Genomic DNA, 20,080 nt, shown 5'->3' on the forward strand with positions numbered 1-20,080 from the left:
GCATAATTTACTAGTCAAAACTTATAAATCTAATTTCAAGTTGTTTTTTTATTAAACTTTAATTCTTGGTCACGAAATAAGTTATTAAATATTAATAATTACAAATTATATATTTCAATTTGACGACAAAATAGGTTAAAAGGCTAAATTATATTTAGCCTTTTAACCTATTTATTAATAAACATTATGATAGCTATCTTCCATCTTTGACAATCTCTTGTATATACATTAATTTTTACTTTTTATTCTTATCGATTCAATAAGTTTGAATTTTTAGATAGTCCATATTTGATATGTTTATCTAGGCAATCCGTGACTTATAGAATCTATATACTACACTAATTTTTTATTTGTCAATTAAACGATTAGCGGTTCGTAAAATTTGTCCAGCTAAAATAGCAGCCCCAAAGCCATTATCAATATTGACTACCCCAATCCCTGCCGCACAAGAATTAAGCATTGTCAATAATGAGGAAACCCCCCCAAAACTTACCCCATAACCCACACTAGTTGGAACTCCAATTACTGGACAGTCAACCATTCCTGCTACCACACTAGGTAAGGCCCCTTCCATCCCTGCCACCACAATCAACACATCTGCTTGATTGATCAACTCACGGTGACTTAATAGACGATGAATACCTGCTATTCCCACATCCCACAACCGTTGTACCTCAAACCCGCAAAGTTGTGCAGTAATGGCAGTTTCTTCAGCTACGGGTAAATCCGCTGTGCCTGCTGTAAGAATCCCAACTACTCCTAATCCAACCGAAGGGATTTCGGAGGTTTTTAAGGCACAAATACGAGCCACTGGATAGTAAATTAAATTAGGCACTTGGTCTTCAAGTTGTTTGGCCACCGTTGCCTCAATACGAGTTGCCATAACCACAGGAGAATGACATGCCATCGTGAGCATAATTTGAGCAATTTGTTCAGGGGTTTTTCCTGTACCCCAAATAACTTCAGGAAATCCTGTTCTTAAATAACGATGATGATCAATTTTTGCAAACTCATCAACAGATTCAAAACTGAAATATTTGAGCTTTTCTAATCCTTGATCAGGACTAACTTCTCCTATGGCAATCGCTTGCAAAAGAGACCGAAGTGCATCTGGATTCATGGTCTTAAATTTACCTTTAATTATTAACTATTTCAACGATTGAATACGACTTATCGGCTAACCAATTTTATAGACTTTTTCTACAATCACCTCCCTAGGTAAAAATTCCGTAAATAAGAGTCTATACTGTTATTTTGCTCAAATTTTAACACTAGAGAATCATTAGCATCAGTTAATTGAGGGCTAAATTAATATTTAAGCAGTTCAGCAATGTAAAGTTCATTCAAAGGATGATTTTTCAGGCAACCTTTTTGATTAGCCACATTAAGAGCCTCTCCAGACTTCCCGACCTTAGTGTAACAGTAAGCCAATTCAGAATCACCAACTTTAATAGTTTCTGATTGAGAAAAAACAACAATATTCCTATATTCAGAAACATAGTTAGGGGGATTACTCACGAACAATACCTAAGCTGTAAAGTAGATTTCATCAATTCACCAAAAATAATAAATTTCTTAAATTGTTGATTAGTGCATTGGCGAACCTAAAATTTGTCTCTTTAGTAGAGAGATCAACCCCAAAAATATTGACTGAGTAAATATAATATAGTCGAGGAAGCAATGCATTTAGCCCTTGACTGTGTTCCCATATACCATAAAAATATTCCATAAGTCCATCGATATTAAAATAAATTGATTTTACAGAAACATAATTGCCCGTAGAAGATTTTCTTTGTAAAGCTATCCCATGTCTGAGAAAAATATCTATAGTATTCACAGCTAAACAACTAAGAAGCTTTATCAAGAGATAAAGCTTCAAATACTTCTAGCAGTTATTTTACTTATGAAATACATCAAGTTTTAGTAGTAGTCAGAAGGTAAAAGTAATAAGTCAGAGTGCATCTCCTAAAACCAAGAAAAACTATGTATTCAGTTTCGACTCAGAAAAGATGATTGTTTTTAATTTTTAAATATCTAACTTAGAAATCTTTGAGATAATAGCTTATGCATAACTTACGATAATACGATAAAAGTTAAGGTTAATTTGATAAATGTGGTAAGGCTTGCTGAATAAAGTTTTGGACCAGAGTAGTGCGTTTATTTTTTTCGAACACCTGTCTTATTTTTTGAGGAAATTGAGTTAAATCTATTTCCTCTATTGCTGATAAATTAAGGTCTTGGTCTTGGAAATATTCCACTAAACTTAATCCAGCTAAACGAGTTAAATAGGCGGCACTTATTGCCTGAACTGTTCCACCAGCAATATAGGTAATAGCATTATTTTTGAGAAAACTGCCAATAGTTTGAGTTGATAGTTCAACTAATCCTAATTTGACTATTAATTTACCAATAGTTACTGAAAGAGCTTTTCCTTGAGAGAAAGACAATTTCTGTTTATAAATTACCCCTAAATCTATAACTAGTTGAGAACTAATAGCGACCATAGCTAACAAATCTAAAGCAGCTACAGGATTAGCAAAAGCACCGGCTGCCGCAATCCATTGATATTTTTCAATAATAGGTAAAGCACAATCGTGTCTTATGCTATCAAGATTAGCTTTAGCCTGTTGTTTAAGAGATACTGCTTCACGCCATAGACTTCCCAAAACTAACATTTTCCTTTCGAGTTCTAAAACAAGGTTTAAGCGATCACTTAAGAGGTTAATATCAGGAGGTTGGGATTCAGTCCACTCCCGAATTGTCCCATTTTCTTCATGTTGGCGAACTTTCAGAGCTTGAGGAGCCGCACTAGTGGCAATAACATCGGAAGGGGCAATCATCGATTTTAGTTGTTGCCGTACTTGTTCTAGAATCAAGGCTCTTTCTTCTGGAATATACTGATCCTTTTTATTGAAAACCAAAATAAATCGTTGATGGTCTTGGTTACACTTTTGCAAAAATCTCCAATGAGAATTGGTTAAATCTCCGGTAATTAATAATAAAATCAAGTCCGCCTTTATTTCAGGTATTTTTGTTTCTTTAAACACAGATTCTATCTCTATAAAAGAGAGCTCATTAGAGAGATATTGAGCTAATAATATTTTTTTTAAAGTTGTTTTTCCAACCTTTTTATCTCCTGCTAAGGCAATAGTTAGTTCTTGACGATCAAAGCCTAAAGATAATTGAGTTAATTGTTGCTTAAAGACAGAAATATCACGATCTGGTTTTTCAGTGCCTAAGGTATTAAGGATTAGTTCTCCTTGAAGAATTACATCTCTGACCGATTGTTCAGTTAAACGTGTTATTGACAATGGCTTATTTGTCGTTTCTTTTTGTTCTTGCCGCCACAAAAAAATTCCTAACCCCAAGGAGACTGCGCTGAGAAGTCCCCATTCTCCTACTTCTAGAATTTGCTGACTAAAACTAGTATAAAACCACAATATAAATGAAATACCGACACCTGCCACTAGAATTGGCTTATTAACTTTTTTTTTCATTTTTCGATGTTTTTTACTTTTTTAAGATTGCCATGTCTTTTTTAACTTATCCCAAAGACCCGAAAGGGATTCTTTCATTTGTTTCTTAAGACTCCAACGTTGAAAAGCTTGTTCATAAGCTTCCCCCTCTGTTTGAAAGACTTTATAGGTATCTAGAGACAGAGACAATCCTAAGAGTAAGAAAGTATACAACGACCAAGATAAAGTCCCCGAACTAAAGAAATTTATCATAAAAAAAAATCCGTTGATAATAGCATAGCGAACAGCCTTTTGTTTCAATTGTTCCTGCCTATAATAATCAAATTCATGCCGTTTACGTTCCATTTTTTTACTAGTAAGCCAATCGTGCTCAGCAGACCTAAGAGAGTCAGGATCAATGTCTAATTCAGTGGCAATTTCCCACAGTTGTGTTCTTGACAATTTTGAACCATCGGCTGTACGAGTTATCGCTAGATAAAGAATTTCTTGGACATCATTTTGACTGTAGAATTCAGGGGGTTGCAGGTTAGAAGTTGACATAATTTACTTACTTTAAACTCAACTTAGTGAACCAGCTTGTCTGACTATGATTGTCGCCGGAAAATCAGCCAGGACAGACCTCTTTAGATTCTATCTTGAATCTGAAAACAGGGAGCTACTAACTGTTGATAGTCTATTATCAAACAAAGGTTTTGATAAGCAATGAACAAATTTTATAGAAAAAATAGGGTTAATTTATGATTTTAATCCTAAACTGACTCTGTGTTGTACTATGCACCTACTTTTTGCATCTTAATCAAGAGTTAGAATTCTTGAATATTCGTTGCTCAGTAATTTTAATTACTGAGCAACTATAATGCTTGTTATGCTTAAAAAAATTATTTATTTTTCTAGCCTAACTGTGAAAAGTCGCAATAAAAAACCCTAAAAAGAAACTTTTTACAGGATTTTCATAATGCCAAACACTTAAATTGTATAAAAATCAAGTCTTTAGAATTACGAAATACTCCCGGAATAATAAGTTTGGAAGTCATTAGTTACTGGTATATTATTCTCAGTTCAGAAGGACCAAATTATTTTCTTGCATGTTCCATCTTCATTGTAGAATAGTGAGCTAGGGAACGCTTAACCCGTCCCTTTTGGGGGGCTATATTGCTTAGTGGCAGGTGTGTTCAAGCTTTGAGAATACTTTCTTAGGGCTTTTAAGATGAATTGTAATTTTGTATAGCATTTGGAGAGAGTTAGTGGACTTATCCCTCATTCCAGCCCAACCTAAGCCTGGTTCAATCAACATTTTGATTGAAATTCCTGCAGGCAGTAAAAATAAATATGAGTTTGACAAGAATATGAATGCCTTTGCGCTAGATCGCGTCCTTTATGCATCGGTCCAGTATCCTTGTGATTATGGATTTATCCCTAACACTTTAGCTGATGATGGTGATCCTTTAGACGCAATGGTGTTAATGGATCAACCGACTTTCCCCGGGTGTGTCATTGCTGCTCGTCCTATTGGTCTATTAGAAATGATCGATGGAGGTGATCGTGATGAAAAAATTCTTTGCGTTCCCGATAAAGATCCCCGCTATATCCAGGTTAAATCTCTCAAAGATGTTGCTCCTCATCGCTTGGATGAAATTGCTGAATTTTTCCGTACCTACAAGAATTTGGAGAAGAAAGTCACAGAAATTCTTGGATGGAAGGATATTGAAGCTGTACTTCCTCTTGTTGAAGAATGTGTAAAAGCTGGAAGTAAATCACTTCTAAACACTCCAACTCAAACTCGGTGATTTATCGATACTCCCCGCCCAAGGTGCGGGGTTTGTTTGACTGTAAACCCTTATAAACCATAATATTTAATTGATTTATTTATTTTGTTATATTGCTTCAATAAATTTCTAATTTTTAAAGGTAAATAAGGCAAAGTTTTTAGATTATAACATAATTAAATCTTCCCAAGAAAAAACAATTTTATAGAAAGCTTAAGATTTATTAATACTTTGTCCTTTTACTTTTTTTATTGTAAGAATAGTCTCGAGATTTTCTATCTTTAAGTCGTTAAATTTACTAAGATAAGTAACAACAAATTATTCCAATAACTAAGACTGTAATTAAAGTCGTATTAAATTATTTGACTAAAGTGTTTCAATAGCTGCAACAGTGTGTTTTAAGTCCAATTTAATCATGATATTTAAGTTATGTAAAAATTATTGTATATCTTGATTGTCTTGTTTCACAATTTTTAATTGTTACATATTAAATAAGGAAGTTAATTAACTATAAACTAAGCAAAAAAATGAAAATAATATTCAATCGTCCAAAAAATAGTATCCAATCTCAATCAACTAATAAAGATATTAGTTTTGAGCCTTGTTTGAGCTCTTTAGGCTAAGTAATCTTCCTATTTTTTGAATATAAGTTGACAGTTTTTTTGTTTCCTTAATGGGTTTTAATATAAAAAAGTCTTACTTTCAGCCTTTGTTTATTAAAACATTGTCATAGCTAGTCCAGGAGAACTATTAATTTAAGCTGGCATAAGATAGTATACTTGAGTTTTTACGATTAAATCGAAACTCTAAGTCAATGCCACAATCAATATCATCAAAGCGGTCCAACCATTAGTAATCTCTATGAGAAGTCAAACTAGGCGATAAATCATAGTTTAGCTTATTTAGCTTCTTGCCTACTCTAATCTTCTCTTATCCTTAAGGGTGAAAATGAACTAAGATTGATCTAAAGTATTGTTAACATTCTACTAGCATTCAAGGCTATGCTCTTAAAGTCTACTACTCGTCATATTCGTCTTTATACAGCTGAAGTTAAAAACAGCGAACTAGTTCCTAGTGATAATGTCTTAACCCTTGATATCGATCCCGATAATGAATTCAATTGGAGTGAAGATTCACTGCAGAAGGTTTATCGAAAATTTGATGTCTTGATAGAATCCTACAGTGGAGAAGATTTAACTGACTATAATCTCCGTCACATTGGCTCAAACTTGGAATATTTTATTCGTTCTCTGCTGCAAAAAGGGGATATTAGTTATAATCTTGGAAGTCGTGTTCTTAACTACAGTATGGGACTTCCTAAAATAGAAAGTCCAGAGACTGAAGGTAATTATAGTTAATTCTTTTTTCAGCTTAAGCTGATAGGGATTCTAGACAAATACTACGCTATGGCTCGAACTACAGTTTTTTTTCTTACCCAATAAGCTGAAAGGTGGGGAAGAAAGAACGGTCTAACTGGGAACAGCTAAACTATGCTACGCTTTCTTGAATTAAGCATGATGCAAGTAAAGTATCCCCTTGAACCGTAAAGAAGACTAGGCCATAGCATGAAAGTAACTTGGTAACTGCTTGGCGACGGTCTTGTCTGAATTGATACAGCTGATGGCAGTATCCCGAAATCAGAATCAGTATCTGAGAGTAGGTAGCGTCTCTTTAAGTATTTCTCGTCAAAACTAAAGATTTAGTCACAACGTTAGAAACTAACGCTATCAGAAGTAGACAGCCGAACCTCTCTGCGCAGTACATAAAGTTAGTATAAAAGTGTATCAGTTGAAAATTTACTTGTTAGGGCAATTTCCATCCTAATCTTGTGGGTTGCTGATAGATTTTCTTCAGTGTATTAACATCCCTTACAGAAATAGGAGAAAGACTGCGGACTTGAGAAAAATATAAAGCATCGGTTTTTTGATCGCTGTGTCCCCAAATTCCCAACCCGTGTCCAAGTTCATGGCGGGAAGCTGATAAGATTGATGATTGACTTAAACTAGGACTAATCTTAATAGTCATACGATGGCGCAGAATAGGAGGACTATCCTGAGTCAGATAAAAATTATAACTAGTTTGGGCTGATCGCGCCCTAGGGATTTTTAGTTGTCTAGTTTCGGAATCAAAGCTGGCATCTAGGGGAGGCTCAGTTCTTTCTATAACAATATCTGCTAGTTGTGGATCTTTTACTTCTAGTAAAGGCAAAAAGTCTTGCCACTCTGAGATCGCCTCCATAACAGCGTCTACCCACTGTCGAAAACGACGGGTACTTGCGACGGCAAGATCATTCAGATTAGTAGGACGATCCAAATAAAATTTAATAGGAAATTTCGACCAAATTAAATAGCCTGCAGGACTCAATGATATTTGGTCAAAATAATCCCCTGAGTCTTTTGAATCTCGCCATTCAACTAGGGTTAAGGGTAGGGGATGTGGGTGTAAAGGGGGCAAGAATCTTTCTAAGTCATCCCTTTGAGCATTCAAGGGTTGAACCCAAAATATGATCAACATAGTCATCCAGACTATGCCCAACAAAAAAGGAGATTTCCACAAGAAACCTTTTCTTTGATTGAAAATATTAGTCATCCGCTGCATAAGCTTACAATTTAGACAAGAAAAGAGTTTCCACCTCGGATTTCCACTCCCTTATATAACCGAATGTAAACATCGAAACACTCTGGTTATCTACTAAGACGGGTTTAACCATCCTGCACTCAAAACAATAGTTAGGGCAATAAAAACTGTACTTAACGTCCATGTAATTTGATTAAGAGTTTTTTCAGCACTTTTAGCACTAGTAAACAACTGTGCTTGTCCTCCAATACCCCCAATACCGTCCCCTTTGGGACTATGTACAAGAACAGAGACAATCAACAAAGCAGCAGAAACCACCCAAATAACTTGTAGTAGTTGTCGAAGAGTCATAAATATTCAATTCCTTGATCAAGAAACAATTAACGAGCAAGCCAAATAGCAGTACGATTAGTTTTGAACTCAACCGCAATAGGTTTAATCAATGATTGCCCTGTCATTTCTTTTGGCTGTGGTAATTGTAATATTTCAAGTATAGTCGGGGCAACATCTGCGAGTCGTCCATTATCTCTGAGTTCAACAACTCCCCCATGGCCAAAAATTTTCCGCTTTTCTCCTTCAACTACAATTAAGGGAACAGGATTTGTGGTGTGGGCAGTCCAGGGATTTCTTTGTTCATCACGCATTAATTCAGCGTTACCATGATCGGCAGTAATTAAGGCGGTTCCTCCCATTTTACTAATACTGCTTAATAACTGTCCTAAACAATTATCAACAGTTTCCACCCCTTCAATTGCTGCTTCTATGTTGCCTGTATGACCGAGCATATCAGGGTTGGCATAATTAATTACCACTAAAGTGTAAATCCCCTTTTCAATAGCAATACGGGCACGGTTCGTAACAGCCTCTGCCGACATGGCCGGAGATTTATCGTAGGTGGCTACCATAGGACTTGGTATTAACTCTCGATCCTCTCCTTCAAAGGGATTTTCCGAGCCTCCATTGAAGAAATAGGTAACGTGGGGATATTTTTCAGTTTCCGCAATGCGAAATTGGTTTAATCCTTGACGGGCAACTATTTCCCCTAAAATATTATTGAGGTTTTGGGGGTCAAAAGCTACTTCAACAGGGAGATTAGGATCATATTGAGTAAAGGTAACAAAACTCAGGGGACAAATTCGTTGCCGTTCAAATCCATCGAACTCAGCCAAGGTCAAAGCATAACACATTTGCCGTGATCGGTCGGGACGGAAGTTAAAAAAGATTATTCCATCTCCCGGTTCCACCGCGCCTGGGGCAATGCGGGTAGGAAGAATGAACTCGTCGGTGATATTTTTGCTATAGAAATCTTTAATCACATCGACAGTTGATCGGCTATCTCCTATGCCATCTAGAGTTATGATATCGTAGGCTTTTTTTACACGATCCCAACGGCGATCACGATCCATCGCATAGTAACGACCACTAAGAGTAACAATACGCCCCAATCCAATTTTCTTGATATAAGACTCAAGTTTTTGAATGACATTTATCCCTTCAGTAGGGTAAGTATCCCGTCCATCAGTAATGGCGTGAATACACACTTGTTGAAGAGTTTGCTCCTTCGCTAAATCTAATAATCCCAACAGATGATCGAGATGAGAATGGACCCCTCCCTCGGAACATAAACCGATTAAATGTAGTTTTCCTTGACGAGAATGAACTTCTTGACAAATTTTTACTAACTGAGAATTTTTTAATAATGAGCCGTCTTTTACTGAATCGGAAATGCGAACTAATTCTTGAGGAACTATGCGACCAGCCCCAAGATTGAGATGTCCTACTTCTGAGTTACCCATCTGACCTTGGGGCAAACCGACATCTTTCCCAGAAGCTTGGATTAGAGTGCGAGGATAAGTAGTCCAAAGGCAGTCCATGACTGGAGTTTTTGCTAAAGCAATGGCGTTGTTTTCCATGAATGGGCGATAACCCCAGCCGTCTAAGACCACCAGTACCACTGGAGATACAGGTGCTTTTGCCATAATTGTTCACCTACTTAATTTTTAATTTTATGCACATAGATGATACCACCGACTTTTAGAATCTGTTTATTCTTTAACATTTTTCTAGACAATTTTAGGAAATAAATTTGCTGATTTCAACTATTTTTACCAAAATATCGATTTCATCGTTTATCGCACCTGCGATATATCTTAAATTAATCAACATACCTTTATAGATTTTGTTATTAAGTATATTTTGTTTAAAATATCATCTGTAATACAAAACCTATTTTTATACATTACGGTAGAAAAAAAGAAGATAAATTATTCCAAAACCCGTATTTTACTTAAAAAGTACCAAAACTGATGTTTCATCTAATAACAGTTTCTTAAAGTTTATTCCAAACTCACTTTTATTAAATTTGCTAATCTTAAGGACTAAGGAGACTCTATCAATTTAATTAATTCCTACTTTCCAATTCTAAATACAATTATGAACTTAATTGTCCAAAAATACGGTGGAACTTCTATAGGTTCTGTAAGACGAGTTAAGATAGTAGCACAACGCATCCACGAAATAGCCCAAAAGGGCAACCAAGTAGTAGTTGTGGTTTCAGCTATGGGCAAAACCACTGACATATTAGTCCAATTGGCTTCGGAAATTACCCCCGCCCCCTGTCGTCGAGAAATGGATATGTTGTTGTCAACAGGAGAACAGGTCTCTATTGCTTTGATGAGTATGGCTTTGCAACAATTGGGTCAGTCAGCAATCTCTCTAACTGGGGCGCAAGTTGGAATCATTACCGAAGCTGAATATAGTCGCGCCCGTATTGTATCCATTAAACCCCATCGTATTCAACGCCATTTAGATCGAGGTGAAGTAGTCGTAGTAGCAGGATTTCAAGGGATTAGTAATGAAACTGATTTAGAAATTACTACCTTGGGACGAGGAGGATCAGATACTTCTGCGGTAGCTATTGCAGCTTCATTAAAGGCGAGTTGCTGTGAAATTTATACTGATGTCCCTGGCATTTTAACCACAGATCCACGTTTGGTTTCTGATGCTCAATTAATGAGCGAAATTACCTGTGATGAGATGTTAGAGTTAGCCAGTTTAGGAGCTAAGGTTCTCCACCCAAGAGCGGTGGAAATTGCACGAAATTATGGAATTCCGTTAGTAGTCCGATCAAGTTGGAGTCTTGCCCCAGGAACTCGTGTTATTTCTCCTATTCCTAAACCCAGATCCATTAATGAGTTAGAACTAACTAAAGCAGTAGACGGGATAGAATTTGACCCTGATCAAGCTAAAATAGCTATATTACGGGTTCCCGACTGTCCTGGAGTAGCAGCGCGGTTGTTTGGCGAAATTGCTAACCAACAAGTAGATGTGGACTTGATTATTCAGTCCATTCATGAAAGCAATAGTAATGATATTGCCTTTACCGTGGTCAAAAAAATATTAAATAAAGCCGAAGCGGTAGCTGAGGCGATCGCTCCTTCCTTAAGAACTTCTTCAACTAACAGTGACGAAGCCGAAGTTCTGATAGAAAAGGAGACAGCTAAAATTGCCATTGTAGGGGCGGGAATGATTGGACGGCCAGGAATTGCCGCTAAGATGTTTAAAACTCTGGCTGATGCTCAGATTAATATTGAAATGATTGCTACGTCCGAGGTGAAGGTAAGTTGTGTCATTGCCTCTGACAATGGCAATCGTGCCATTGATGCCTTGTGTAAGGCATTCGATGTCAAGTTATCCAAAATTCCGGTAGCCCCTGAAACTGTTAAAGTCTCTCCTCCTGTTCGGGGAGCCGCCCTTGACACAAAACAAGTTCAAATTGCTTTACTTCATGTTCAGGATCGCCCTGGGATGGCATCTAGGATTTTTGGGGCTTTAGCCGACAAAAATATCAGTGTCGATACGATTATTCAATCTCAACGTTGTCGCATTGTTAATGGAATGCCCACTCGCGACATTGCCTTTACGGTTGCCCAGGAGGATTTACAAATTGCTCAGACTTCTCTAGCAATCCTTTCAGATAGCTTCACTGAGATGATTATTGATACAGATATTGCTAAAGTGAGTGTTGTTGGAGCAGGTATGGCTGGACAACCTGGAACAGCTGCTAAATGTTTTAAAGCTTTAGCCAAGCAAAAAATTAATATTAAAATGATTGCTACCTCAGAAATTAAAATCAGTTGTGTGGTGGCTAAAGCAGAAGGTATACAAGCATTGAAAGCAGTGCATAAAGCTTTTGGATTAGCAGTACAAGGAATTCTAGAAGTCTCTGGCTAATAATTTAGATAATTAAAGTAATAACGGCATCAATCTAAATCCTTGAATTGACTATTAGGCTTTTAGGTAAAGCAGTTCTTGACGAGAGATTAGTACTATATAATCAATTAAAGTAAATGAGCTTAACTAAGTATTTTCTAGAAAAATAGTTAATTAGAGAGAATAATAACGATGGCAAGATGCCATACTTAGTAACAATTACACTAATAAATTAGGAGAGCAAACACGATTAAAGTTTAATTTACCCTCAAAAATATACTACAAAATGAAAATAAAGAACAGGAATGTTATCTTTAAATATAAAGACATAAAGCTTTCAAAAAGTCTAGATTGGATAAATCTATCAGAAAATACAATTAAAAAATAATTTTGAGATAAATTTTTTAAGAAAAAATATTTTAAAAGTCTCCTAAATATTTACTAGTAAACAGTTATTGAGCTTATGTCATTTCCTTTTGTTACTCTCAAAACAATTTCTAATCATCAAGATTTAATTATTGATCTCCAGTCTTCAGAATTAGCTCTACAAGGAACTCTTAAAATTCCTGGGGATAAGTCGATCTCCCATCGCGCTCTAATACTGGGAGCGATTACTCAAGGGGAAACTATCATTGAAGGATTATTATTAGGGGAAGATCCCCGCAGCACTGCTGCTTGTTTTCGAGGAATGGGGGCTGAAATTTCTCCTCTCAACAGTGACCGCATTACTATCAAAGGGGTAGGACTAGCAAATTTACAAGAACCTATAGATGTCCTTGATGCTGGCAATTCAGGCACAACCATGCGGTTAATGCTAGGGTTACTAGCTTCTCATCGAGGTCGTTTTTTTTGCATCACGGGAGATAATTCTTTGCGATCACGTCCCATGTCTCGTGTAGTTGAACCCTTACAGAAAATGGGAGCGAAAATTTGGGGAAGAAATAATAATTCCCTAGCTCCCCTTGCCATTCAAGGACACAATCTAACCCCCATCCATTACCATTCTCCCATTGCATCAGCTCAAGTCAAATCTTGTCTTCTTCTAGCAGGATTGATGACTGAGGGAAAAACCACAGTCACTGAACCTGCTTTATCTAGGGATCATAGCGAACGAATGTTACAGTCCTTTGGGGCAACTTTAGAAATTGATCCATCGACCCACAGTGTAACCATTACGGGAGGAACTCCCTTAACTGGACAAAAAGTGGTAGTTCCCGGAGATATTAGTTCCGCGGCCTTTTGGTTGGTTGCTGGGTCCATTGTTCCACAGTCAGAATTAGTTATTGAAAATGTGGGGATTAACCCAACTCGAACCGGTATATTAGAAGCATTAGCCATGATGGAAGCTGATATTACCATCGAAAACCAACGAGTGGTTACAGGGGAACCTGTAGCAGATTTACGGGTGAAACAAAGTTCTCTGAAAGCTTGTGTCATTGAAGGAGAGATTATTCCCCGTTTAATTGATGAAATCCCTATTTTGACAGTGGCAGCGGTTTTTGCCCAAGGGACAACTATCATTAAAGACGCGGCAGAATTGCGGTTTAAAGAAAGCAATCGTTTAACAGCCATAGCCTCCCAATTAAACCGTATGGGGGCTAAAATTACGGAGTTACCCGATGGTTTGGAAATTGTTGGGGGAACTCTCTTAATAGGGCATGAATTAGATAGTTATACAGATCATCGCATTGCTATGAGTTTAGCGATCGCTGCTCTCATGGCTAAGGGATTAACCACAATTCATCGTGCACAAGTAGTAGCAGTTTCTTACCCCAAATTTGTAACTACTCTGCAACATTTGATTAAATGAGAACTGTAGGATAGGCAATCGCTGCCCTATAATCAACTCTGAGCATATCCACTGCCACAAATACAAACCTAACCAAGATTTTGGTTGGGTCTGTATTTACTGAGACTATTGTTTTAGCCTGTAGAGGCTTATTCGTCCGTTACAGGGTAAATACTTACTTTTTTTTGACTCCTGGTTTTATACTCAAAAGTGACAATTCCATCAATTAAAGCAAAGAGGGTGTCATCACTACCACGACCAACATTGTTCCCTGGATGAACTTTAGTTCCCCGTTGACGAATCAGAATATTTCCGGCTCTAACAATTTGACCACCATACCGTTTAACTCCAAGTCTTTGCGCTCTTGAATCACGACCATTTCGTGTACTACCTGTTCCCTTTTTGTGAGCCATTTTTTCCTGTCCTTATTATATGAAGTTATTTCTGTTTTAGAAGTTTATCCTTCCTCAGTGGCGCTTGTTACCACAGGAGTAATCATTTCTGTTGTAACCATTGATACATCTTCTGAGTCTTCTACAATGACTTTGTCATCAATCTTAATAGCGGTAATCATCAAGCGAGACAGTTCTTGGCGATGTCCTCTTTTTTTCCGAGTCTTCTTCTTAGGACGCATTTTATAGACAATAATTTTACGTCCCCGCCTATGTTCCAGAATTTTTCCTTCAACGATTGCACCTTCAATAAAAGGCTGTCCTATCCTGATTTCTTCCTTATCGTTGACCAATAAAACTTTATCAATAGTGTAGGAGCTGTCAGGGTCGGCTCCGAGATAATTTATATCGTAAAAACGACCCGGTTTAACACGAATCTGTTGTCCGCCGATCTCAATAATAGCGTAACTCATACTTAAATAAATTGTCCTTTTTTTAGTTGCCGTACAGGTAGCAGAGTTAGGTCTTACCTATTTATTTTCATCTATTCTGCTTTTACACCGATGTCTTAACCTGATCCGAGCAGGGATGATTTAGACACACTAGTCTAGTATTATCTAGGATTTAACTATTTATGTCAATCTCATACAATGAAAAGAATAACTAATAATGATTAATTAAAATCCTTATAATTCATTAAGATTAATATAAGTTCTTTCTACTTTTTTGTCAGTTAACTATTTTTTCTACTCTTGATAGATTTTGACTCTTCATATAAACTCAGGAAATTATGTATGTAGCTAACTGTTTTTTAAGTAAATATTCGTAGCTAATACCTAGAATAACTTGGTTAGATTAAAACTACTAAAAATACTTATAAAACCTCCCAAGGAATTCATTTAAATTGATATAATTCAGTCTGGATTGACAGGAAATTATTACGCATTGAAGAATAAAAAAATCAACATTATTAGTCTTTACTGAATATAGAAAGACTAATAATGTTGATTTTTTTGTCTACTAAGAAATTTGGTAATTTAGATTCATTAATAAAAATAGACCTTTCACATTGTTTAAATTTTTGCTGTTAAAACTTTTAAATATTATCGAATATAACTTATAGGATCAAATAATAAGCTATTCGATATACTTTTTTAAAAAAAGAAATGCCGCTCCAATTCTTATTAAGTTTAAATTGAAAAAATTAGAATATATAATTATTTTTGTACATTCTATTAGTAATAATAGCATTAGTCTGCGCAGTTAATAACTTTTAAAAACATTTATGAAACTATCATTTTGTTATTGTATAGTGATTGTAAAAGTTACTTTAGAATTTATGAGATTTTTCTTTACCCTAATTCTGAACATGGTTTTTTGAAATATCAACAGTAATGCCATTATTAAGACCTAATGAAATAAGATTCATTCTCAAAGATACAATTTCGCTTACACGAAAGGATTTGCTTCTCCTTTCGTGTAAGCGATTTTATTATAAATCAATTAAAAACAGGGGTAAACATATTCTTCAACTACTCATGTAACCAAGGTGTCATAGTCGGTTCCCAACTTCCCAATTCCTTCTTACTAAACCAGAGACTAATTTCTTTCTGAGCAGTTTCAATAGCATCAGAACCATGAATCATATTACGTTCAATACTCATTCCATAATTACCCCTAATGGTTCCTGGCGCAGCCGTTAGGGGGTTTGTTGCTCCAATAACAGTTCTAGCAGAAGCTACTACCCCTTTTCCTTGCCACACCATGGCTACTACTGGCGAAGAACAGATAAATTCTACTAAACTGCTAAAAAAAGGTCGTTCTTTGTGAACATCATAATGTTCTTCAGCTAATTCCTTAGAGACTTGCACAAGTTTGAGTCCTACAAGGGTAAAGCCTTTAGCTTCAAAACGACTGATGACTTCGCCAATTAAGCCACGTTGTACTCCATCGGGTTTGACCATAACAAATGTCTGTTCCAAGGTTAACTCCTTTTTGCTTACCTGATTAAGAATGTCTGTAAAACACCTAACTAGTTTACCTTTGTGGGTTAACAACGATCAATAATGGATAAAACTATCTTTTTAAACAGGAGTTATCCTTAGTGTCCTTAAACGCTATTTTCATCGCGCCTACTGGTGGAAAAATTCCCCAGTCTCTTTTAATTATGTTGCATGGTTGGGGGGCTCATGCCGAAGATTTAGCTCCCTTAGCTTCAATGCTATCTTTAGGGGATTGTCAGATTATTTTCCCAAATGCACCCTTCCCCCACCCTGAAGTTTCCGGAGGACGAGCTTGGTACGTTCTAAAAACCCTAGACTATCAGGGATTATCTCAAAGTCAGAATCTTTTACAAAATTGGTTATTTTCTTTAGAAAATCAGACGGGAGTTCCTTTATCTCGGACAGTTCTTGCCGGCTTTTCTCAAGGGGGTGCAATGTCTCTTGATGTCGGTTTAAAATTACCTCTTGCTGGTATTTGTAGTTTAAGTGGCTATTTACATTTTCAACCTCAGGCTACCCAATTTTCTTGTTCTCCTATTCTAATTACGCATGGGATACAAGACATGGTAGTTCCAATCCAAGCTGCCCGTGAAGCTAAAGATGCTTTAACAGATATCGGTGCAATGGTTGAATACCATGAACTTAATGGAGGTCATGAAATTTCTTCCACTACTCTGGCTATTCTCCAACAATTCATTCAAAAAATTGTTAAATTAATTTAATTTATAAAACTCTATCTAGTCATAAAATCTATTTTTAATAAATAAAAAAATAAATATTAAATATTAAAAATAACTCAATAAATATTAGATTTTTTTATATAAAAGTTATAATAGCAGAGTCAAGAACTATCTATTTAAATTCAGGTTATATTTGCTTTTAATTGACACTAATATTTTCAGCAAATCATACACAATTGATAAAATATCCTACATTTAGGTTCTACTGTTATTGGCTTCAATCTGTTTCTCAATAAGAGTGATATGATTAACAATTACTTTGTAATCACCTTCTCCAATAGCTGGGACGTCATTAATCCTATTGATTAATCCTATCCCTCAATCGTTAGCTATAAGTTTTTTAGCAATGATATGATACATAAAAAATTTGTTTTAGTAATTATTCATGTTCAGAGTGAAGTAATTTACTATCAATAGTTTTTTATAGTAAATACCAAAAAATTGATCTTTTAGGGCAAAAATAGTATTATGTTTAATTTTTAAAGGCTTACTGTTAAATTTAGTGATTTATTATATCAATAATGCTATTTTTGCTGTTGCTTATATCATCTCTAGCAAAGACTATTTTAAATTAAAAATAAAACTATTTAGCAATTTAATTAGCTAAAACTTTAGCTAATTAAATTGCTATCAATACCTAATTACCTATTTAAAACTATCAAGATTAAATATTGTTATTAACAGACAAAATAAGTTAAGTTTAAAAACTTAAATTAAAAGAAAATTATTTTTATATAAAACCATTATTGCTATGATTATTTACTTATTTTTTGATAAATTTTTGAGCATGTTGAAGTTAATCACATTAACACATCTAAACTATTTGTAATTTTGAATCTTTTTTTATATCATTTTGTAGTTTAACTTTATTCAAATATTTGAAAACTATATATTAAAAAATATTTTTTTAAATAATTAAAAGTTATATTTACACTATTTATTAGTAGTAAATTAAAAAGTGTATTTAGTCAAATATCTAACCTATAAATAGGTTAGATATTTGACTAAATAGGAGATAAAAAACTTAATAATTTAAGTTTAAAATATATTTTTTATTCCACAGATAAAACTAGCTTATATTGGTAAATATTTATGATTATCTTTACTATTTTTACAATTTATGTAAAAATTAAATATTATGATAACAATATTATTTTTTACAATTTGAATAAAAAGCTAATTGTATATTTTATTTAAATTAATTAATTTATACTCATTTAGTAGTTTGTAACAAAATTAATAAATGAGTATAAAAATAAGAAAAAATTAAATAAATGTCTTGATCACTATTCTTTACATAAATTTTAAATATTTGGCTACCGATTACACTAAAATAAATTTGTTTAGCAGGTAAACTAGCAATATTTTAAATAGGAGTTAAAGACTGGTAAGAATAAGTCACTTATTAAATAATTTATGGAGTCTCAGGAGTATGATTAGCAGCTATTATTATTTTCTACTTTTTTAGTTTAAATATATGAAGTAAAATATTCCAAACTGATTTTATCTTTAGAAAAAATTGTTTTTATAAAAAAGTTAGATTAAATATCGAGGTTATTATATTTTGAGGAATAAAATCTAATTTTAGATAATTTTTACTAAAAAACTTATGATAACAATTTTTGTGATGATTAAACCTATGACAATACAAAGGTTTCTCTCTTTGGGAAAAACCTTTGTATTTGGAGACAGACAGCAGTCACAAATTAAGTGGAGATTAAAATACATTGGAATCGTTTCTTCTTCTCACTAATAGTTTAAGTTGTTGCCTTTTTACACTAAGTATTAACGGTGTATTCAATCCCAGGCAACATCTTTTATTATATTTCTTTTTAACAGTTTTATGTTACCTCATGATTATTATTGGCAATTTCAAAGTGATAACTAATTAACACGTCTTCTGTTATAAGACGTGTTAATTAGTTCCTATGTATAAATAGTCAACAAAAATAAATAATTTAAATTTTGTGGGTTAGCTTATGGTTAAAGTAAGCCATTTTTCTTAATAAATCTTTAATTCCCTACATTGTTTAAAAACAAAATCGTTATTTCAATTATTTTGTTCAGCTTAATTTTATAAATTAAACTGAAATTAGTAGGATAGATTAAACATCTCTAGATTAGAAAATACAGACTAAAGACTTGTTAATTATAATTGAATAAATTATATCAGCTTGCTATAGATAGACCTGCAGCGCTTTTCTAAAAGAGTAGATGAAACAATCGTAGTATGTTACGACTAACAATGTAGTCGCTATTGAATTTGAATCTTTTAGAGTTTAAGAAATGACCGTTTATATCTAGTACCACTCAAGGGGAAAACTCAGAATTTAAAATGGTTCTGTCCTGACTTGAATCCTAGATTAAGCTCCCAAGAGCTTAATCTAGGATTCACTGTGTTTGAGCAAATTTATATTTAAAATAGTAACAATAAAAAATTTTTAGCTAAAAATGACAATATATACGAATAACTTAGCTCCCCACAATGTTTATCACGACAATACACGATAGTTAATTAAGCATCTTTTTGTACCAGTTCGGGAACCCGTACACAACCACCTGTTGCCACGTTCACCTATATTTCGCTAGATTAGCACTCATGAGGTGAGAGTGCTAATTTTTGACACACATCACCTTCTAAGATTTAACCTTGAATCAACATCCTAGAGGATTTATACATGGCAGCAATCAGTATCAACGTTTCAACCGTTAAACCCCTTGGTGATCGCGTGTTTGTCAAGGTCAGTGCATCTGAGGAAAAGACAGCCGGAGGCATCTTACTTCCCGAAACCGCTAAAGAGAAGCCCCAAATTGGTGAAATCGTCGCCGTTGGACCTGGTAAACGTAATGATGATGGTAGCCGTTCTGAAATTGAAGTCAAAGTAGGCGACCAGGTTCTTTACTCCAAATATGCTGGAACTGACATTAAACTCGGTGGCAAAGATTATGTCTTGTTATCTGAGAAGGATATCTTAGCAGCAGTTGCCTAAGCTTGAAACAAGGGTAATTTATTTCCCGTTGATTCATTAGAAAAGTCAATTAGGGTAGGCAAGATAGAAGCTACTTGTAGCTATACACAAAGATTGACATCCATTGTTTGTTTACTCAAAAGTTACTCACAAGAG

16 protein-coding genes are annotated in these 20,080 nt (G+C 34.8%); 6 read left to right on the forward strand and 10 right to left on the reverse strand.

Going from position 1 to position 20,080, the window contains the following annotated elements; all coding sequences use genetic code 11:
- Nucleotides 1-346: 346 nt before the first annotated feature.
- The 4 genes from larB to ETSB_RS07120 form a co-directional block, all read right to left on the reverse strand.
- Nucleotides 347-1,120, reverse strand: a complete 774-nt coding sequence (gene larB / locus ETSB_RS07100) for a nickel pincer cofactor biosynthesis protein LarB (RefSeq protein ID WP_044107132.1) — start codon at nucleotides 1,118-1,120, stop codon at nucleotides 347-349.
- 188 nt (nucleotides 1,121-1,308) lie between these two features.
- Nucleotides 1,309-1,518, reverse strand: a complete 210-nt coding sequence (locus tag ETSB_RS07105) for a hypothetical protein (RefSeq protein WP_044107133.1) — start codon at nucleotides 1,516-1,518, stop codon at nucleotides 1,309-1,311.
- A gap of 581 nt (nucleotides 1,519-2,099) precedes the next feature.
- The gene (locus ETSB_RS07115) at nucleotides 2,100-3,497 is read right to left on the reverse strand and encodes a YcjF family protein (protein WP_044107137.1); all 1,398 of its coding nucleotides are present in this window, start codon (nucleotides 3,495-3,497) and stop codon (nucleotides 2,100-2,102) included.
- A gap of 21 nt (nucleotides 3,498-3,518) precedes the next feature.
- Complete coding sequence (locus ETSB_RS07120) at nucleotides 3,519-4,016, reverse strand: 2TM domain-containing protein (protein ID WP_044107139.1); 498 nt, start codon at nucleotides 4,014-4,016, stop codon at nucleotides 3,519-3,521.
- 704 nt (nucleotides 4,017-4,720) lie between these two features.
- Here ETSB_RS07120 and ETSB_RS07125 point away from each other — a divergent pair.
- On the forward strand, nucleotides 4,721-5,263 hold the full coding sequence (locus tag ETSB_RS07125) for an inorganic diphosphatase (RefSeq protein WP_044107140.1): 543 nt from the start codon (nucleotides 4,721-4,723) through the stop codon (nucleotides 5,261-5,263).
- A 980-nt stretch (nucleotides 5,264-6,243) separates the two neighbouring features.
- The gene (gene ndhM, locus ETSB_RS07130; RefSeq protein ID WP_044107142.1) at nucleotides 6,244-6,600 is read left to right on the forward strand and encodes an NAD(P)H-quinone oxidoreductase subunit M; all 357 of its coding nucleotides are present in this window, start codon (nucleotides 6,244-6,246) and stop codon (nucleotides 6,598-6,600) included.
- 445 nt (nucleotides 6,601-7,045) lie between these two features.
- Here the strand turns inward: ndhM and ETSB_RS07135 are convergent, their stop codons facing one another.
- The 3 genes from ETSB_RS07135 to gpmI all read right to left on the reverse strand — a co-directional run bounded on the left by ETSB_RS07135 (nucleotide 7,046) and on the right by gpmI (nucleotide 9,798).
- A complete protein-coding gene (locus ETSB_RS07135; RefSeq protein WP_408643781.1) occupies nucleotides 7,046-7,762 on the reverse strand; it encodes a peptidase in 717 nt (238 codons plus the stop codon).
- A 171-nt stretch (nucleotides 7,763-7,933) separates the two neighbouring features.
- On the reverse strand, nucleotides 7,934-8,170 hold the full coding sequence (secG, locus tag ETSB_RS07140; RefSeq protein WP_044107143.1) for a preprotein translocase subunit SecG: 237 nt from the start codon (nucleotides 8,168-8,170) through the stop codon (nucleotides 7,934-7,936).
- Nucleotides 8,171-8,199: 29 nt separating this feature from the next.
- Nucleotides 8,200-9,798: a 2,3-bisphosphoglycerate-independent phosphoglycerate mutase gene (gpmI, locus tag ETSB_RS07145; RefSeq protein ID WP_044107144.1), complete on the reverse strand. Its 1,599-nt coding sequence runs from the start codon at nucleotides 9,796-9,798 to the stop codon at nucleotides 8,200-8,202.
- 454 nt (nucleotides 9,799-10,252) lie between these two features.
- Here gpmI and ETSB_RS07150 point away from each other — a divergent pair, with 454 nt between their 5' ends.
- Both ETSB_RS07150 and aroA read left to right on the forward strand, forming a co-directional pair.
- Nucleotides 10,253-12,052 (forward strand): aspartate kinase, encoded by a 1,800-nt coding sequence (locus ETSB_RS07150; RefSeq protein WP_044107145.1) that lies wholly within the window; start codon nucleotides 10,253-10,255, stop codon nucleotides 12,050-12,052.
- 442 nt (nucleotides 12,053-12,494) lie between these two features.
- Nucleotides 12,495-13,841, forward strand: a complete 1,347-nt coding sequence (gene aroA, locus ETSB_RS07155) for a 3-phosphoshikimate 1-carboxyvinyltransferase (protein WP_044107146.1) — start codon at nucleotides 12,495-12,497, stop codon at nucleotides 13,839-13,841.
- A gap of 128 nt (nucleotides 13,842-13,969) precedes the next feature.
- On the opposite strand, the gene rpmA is transcribed toward aroA, so the two are convergent.
- The 3 genes from rpmA to ndk all read right to left on the reverse strand — a co-directional run bounded on the left by rpmA (nucleotide 13,970) and on the right by ndk (nucleotide 16,194).
- Nucleotides 13,970-14,233 (reverse strand): 50S ribosomal protein L27, encoded by a 264-nt coding sequence (rpmA, locus tag ETSB_RS07160; RefSeq protein ID WP_044107147.1) that lies wholly within the window; start codon nucleotides 14,231-14,233, stop codon nucleotides 13,970-13,972.
- Between the two features lie 44 nt (nucleotides 14,234-14,277).
- Entirely contained in the window at nucleotides 14,278-14,685 is a 408-nt protein-coding gene (gene rplU, locus ETSB_RS07165) for a 50S ribosomal protein L21 (RefSeq protein ID WP_044107149.1), read from the reverse strand.
- Nucleotides 14,686-15,744: 1,059 nt separating this feature from the next.
- On the reverse strand, nucleotides 15,745-16,194 hold the full coding sequence (ndk, locus tag ETSB_RS07170; RefSeq protein ID WP_044107151.1) for a nucleoside-diphosphate kinase: 450 nt from the start codon (nucleotides 16,192-16,194) through the stop codon (nucleotides 15,745-15,747).
- A gap of 122 nt (nucleotides 16,195-16,316) precedes the next feature.
- Between ndk and ETSB_RS07175 the strand changes: the two genes are divergently transcribed.
- Nucleotides 16,317-16,937 (forward strand): alpha/beta hydrolase, encoded by a 621-nt coding sequence (locus tag ETSB_RS07175; RefSeq protein ID WP_044107153.1) that lies wholly within the window; start codon nucleotides 16,317-16,319, stop codon nucleotides 16,935-16,937.
- Nucleotides 16,938-19,633: 2,696 nt separating this feature from the next.
- On the forward strand, nucleotides 19,634-19,945 hold the full coding sequence (gene groES / locus ETSB_RS07180; RefSeq protein WP_044107154.1) for a co-chaperone GroES: 312 nt from the start codon (nucleotides 19,634-19,636) through the stop codon (nucleotides 19,943-19,945).
- Nucleotides 19,946-20,080 lie beyond the last annotated feature (135 nt).

The sequence above is a fragment of the cyanobacterium endosymbiont of Epithemia turgida isolate EtSB Lake Yunoko genome (genome assembly GCF_000829235.1).
GTDB lineage: Bacteria > Cyanobacteriota > Cyanobacteriia > Cyanobacteriales > Microcystaceae > Rippkaea.

What these genes read in the sequence shown, in the direction of transcription:
- ETSB_RS07115 (WP_044107137.1), bottom strand. Translation starts at nt 3,497, where the DNA reads ATGAAAAAAAAAGTTAATAAGCCAATTCTAGTGGCAGGTGTCGGTATT.
- ETSB_RS07150 (WP_044107145.1), top strand. Translation starts at nt 10,253, where the DNA reads ATGAACTTAATTGTCCAAAAATACGGTGGAACTTCTATAGGTTCTGTA.
- ETSB_RS07135 (WP_408643781.1), bottom strand. Translation starts at nt 7,762, where the DNA reads ATGACTATGTTGATCATATTTTGGGTTCAACCCTTGAATGCTCAAAGG.
- aroA (WP_044107146.1), top strand. Translation starts at nt 12,495, where the DNA reads ATGTCATTTCCTTTTGTTACTCTCAAAACAATTTCTAATCATCAAGAT.
- larB (WP_044107132.1), bottom strand. Translation starts at nt 1,120, where the DNA reads ATGAATCCAGATGCACTTCGGTCTCTTTTGCAAGCGATTGCCATAGGA.
- ETSB_RS07120 (WP_044107139.1), bottom strand. Translation starts at nt 4,016, where the DNA reads ATGTCAACTTCTAACCTGCAACCCCCTGAATTCTACAGTCAAAATGAT.
- rpmA (WP_044107147.1), bottom strand. Translation starts at nt 14,233, where the DNA reads ATGGCTCACAAAAAGGGAACAGGTAGTACACGAAATGGTCGTGATTCA.
- groES (WP_044107154.1), top strand. Translation starts at nt 19,634, where the DNA reads ATGGCAGCAATCAGTATCAACGTTTCAACCGTTAAACCCCTTGGTGAT.
- ndhM (WP_044107142.1), top strand. Translation starts at nt 6,244, where the DNA reads ATGCTCTTAAAGTCTACTACTCGTCATATTCGTCTTTATACAGCTGAA.
- gpmI (WP_044107144.1), bottom strand. Translation starts at nt 9,798, where the DNA reads ATGGCAAAAGCACCTGTATCTCCAGTGGTACTGGTGGTCTTAGACGGC.
- rplU (WP_044107149.1), bottom strand. Translation starts at nt 14,685, where the DNA reads ATGAGTTACGCTATTATTGAGATCGGCGGACAACAGATTCGTGTTAAA.
- secG (WP_044107143.1), bottom strand. Translation starts at nt 8,170, where the DNA reads ATGACTCTTCGACAACTACTACAAGTTATTTGGGTGGTTTCTGCTGCT.